The organism is Porcipelethomonas sp. (assembly GCF_051893655.1).
Classification (GTDB): domain Bacteria; phylum Bacillota; class Clostridia; order Oscillospirales; family Ruminococcaceae; genus Porcipelethomonas.
Genome location: NZ_JBJFHN010000086.1, coordinates 1 through 2,296, shown reverse-complemented (window position 1 = coordinate 2,296; position 2,296 = coordinate 1). Strand labels below are relative to the sequence as shown.

The window sequence follows — 2,296 nt, the reverse complement described above, 5'->3', positions numbered from 1 at the left end:
AGGTCGAGCCTTATGTAAAATAAATCAGTAAAGTAAAATACGTATAAAAGTTTTTTGCCTACTTTTTTTCAAAAAAGTAGGAGAAAGGGTTCATAGTATGGACAGGGAAATTATAGAAACGAAAATCACAACGGAATATATAAAGCTTGATTCCCTTCTGAAGTTTGCCGGACTGACCGATACTGGAGGGTTTGCAAAGGAGCTTATACAGCATGGCTCTGTAATGGTAAACGGTGAAGTATGTACCATGAGAGGGAAAAAGATCCGAAAGGGAGATGAAGTAACCGTTGAAAATTTTACGGTGAGAGTAGTTTAAAAACATGTATGTTACAGCAGTAAAGGCAGACGGCTATAAGAATTTAAAAAACGTTATGATAACTCCTCATCCGGAGTATAATCTCATAACTGGAATGAATGCTCAGGGTAAAACGAACCTTCTTGAGGCAATCTGGCTTATGACCGGATGCAGAAGCTTCCGTGGTTCTAAGGACAGGGATTATATATGTCTTGACAAAAATATTATGGAACTTGGTATGTCATTCTATGACGGAAGGCGTACTCAGAAAATCGAATATGCCATGAGCCGTGAAAATATAAAGGACAAAAAAATAAAATTAAACGGAGTTCCGATAAAAGGTACAAACGGACTTTTTGACAGTTTCAAGGCAGTTGTTTTTACTCCTGATGATACTGAGCTTATCAAGGGCGGACCTGAAAAACGCCGCAGTTTTGTAGATCTTTGCTGCTGTCAGCTAAACGGCAGATGTCTGGATTCTGTAAGACGATACGATCTGCTGCTTAATCACCGTAATGTGCTTTTAAAATCAATTGCCGCCGGAAAAGCTTCAAGGGATTCGGTTTATGTATGGGATCAGCAACTTGCAGCGATAGGTACTTTTGTATCAGGAAAGCGGCATGAATATATAAAAAAGTTAAATAAAGCATGCTCTGAGCTTTACAGCCGTATAACCGGCGGCAGGGAAGAACTTACAGTATCATATAATTCCAATATTTTCGGAGGGAATCCACCAGAAGAAAATGAAGGAAATGACGCTGTTGCCAAGTATTATATGAAGCTTTCAGATTCTGTTGAGGATGATATAAGACTGGGATATACCTTGTGGGGTGCGCACAGAGATGACCTTATAGTAAAAATAAACGGACTTAATATCAGGGAGTTCGGCTCTCAGGGACAGAAAAAAACTGCCGCACTAGTTATGAAACTGGGACAGGCAGAAATTTACAGTAAAAATAATGACGAAACTCCGGTTATTCTTCTTGACGATGTTATGGGCGAGCTTGATGAAAGCCGTCAGGCACTGGTTTTCGATATTGTAAAAAATATGCAGGTATTTATTACTGCATGCAATGAAAATGCGGTTAAGGGACTGTCTCAGGGGGCGGTTTTCAGGGTTGAAAAAGGGGAAGTCACTCAGTACTGAAAGGGAGATTTATGTATATTCATCTGGGAAATGATTTTATTGTAAAAAAGAAAAATATTGTGGGGATATTTGATATTGAAAATACTACTACCGGTAAAAATACCGGGCATCTTCTTGAAAGGGCAACCAAAGAGGGAAAAGTGGTAAATGTGTCATATGAAATGCCTAAAAGCTTTGTTATCTGTATGGAAAACGGGCAGGAAAAGGTATATATTTCACAGATTTCGGTAGCTACTCTCAGAAAAAGGGCAGGGAAGCTTACTTTTTGAAAAAGAGTGGGAAAATTTCCTGAAAAGAAAGTTTAAAAGAATTTTTTATTGTTCCTTTATTGCCATGCGGATATACGCTTTATGAAAGCGTAAGGAAAGTTTTTTGTTATTTACTTTCTTGAAGCATCAGGAAAGTAACAAAGACTATGTTCATTTCTTGCGGATATACGCTTTATGAAAGCGTAAGGAAAGTTTTTTGTTATTTACTTTCTTGTAGCAACAAGAAAGTAACAAAGAAATGCTTAATTTACTTTCTTTTCATGTGAAAAGAAAGTAAAACAAAGAAAAAACTTTATCCGTGAACTTGCAGCTGAACTAATTGGTCTCCTCATAAAAGGCAATAAGTTTCAGACGTGGCTTACTTTTATGAGTTTTTGTAAATAAGGCTCGACAATTCATTTGAATGGAAACATTTACTTTAAGAAAGCTCCCATCAAGATGAGCGATAATATTAGGGCTTCGCAAGTAAAGATTTTTCTCAACACAGTTGTAGGACGCTTTCTAAGCGTTCCAGTTCAAAAGGAAGTTTATGTCATTACATTTCTTTGCTTCTTTTCTTTGTGTGAACAAAGAAAGAAGTGTGTT

The 2,296-nt window shown here is 37.2% G+C and carries 3 protein-coding genes; all 3 read left to right on the top strand.

Annotated features, from left to right (window positions below; genetic code table 11):
* The first annotated feature begins 97 nt into the window (after positions 1-97).
* From ACI4WO_RS05040 to remB, 3 genes are read left to right on the top strand one after another with little or no spacing between them, the layout of a single operon-like run.
* Positions 98-316 carry an RNA-binding S4 domain-containing protein gene (locus tag ACI4WO_RS05040; RefSeq protein ID WP_439806471.1) on the top strand — a complete coding sequence of 73 codons (219 nt, stop codon included), beginning with the start codon at positions 98-100 and terminating at the stop codon, positions 314-316.
* Between the two features lie 4 nt (positions 317-320).
* Entirely contained in the window at positions 321-1,442 is a 1,122-nt protein-coding gene (gene recF, locus ACI4WO_RS05035) for a DNA replication/repair protein RecF (RefSeq protein ID WP_439806470.1), read from the top strand.
* An 11-nt stretch (positions 1,443-1,453) separates the two neighbouring features.
* Positions 1,454-1,711, top strand: a complete 258-nt coding sequence (gene remB / locus ACI4WO_RS05030) for an extracellular matrix regulator RemB (RefSeq protein ID WP_439806469.1) — start codon at positions 1,454-1,456, stop codon at positions 1,709-1,711.
* Positions 1,712-2,296 lie beyond the last annotated feature (585 nt).

Excerpts from the sequence above, each read along its gene's own strand:
- recF (WP_439806470.1), top strand. The coding sequence starts at position 321 with ATGTATGTTACAGCAGTAAAGGCAGACGGCTATAAGAATTTAAAAAAC.
- remB (WP_439806469.1), top strand. The coding sequence starts at position 1,454 with ATGTATATTCATCTGGGAAATGATTTTATTGTAAAAAAGAAAAATATT.
- ACI4WO_RS05040 (WP_439806471.1), top strand. The coding sequence starts at position 98 with ATGGACAGGGAAATTATAGAAACGAAAATCACAACGGAATATATAAAG.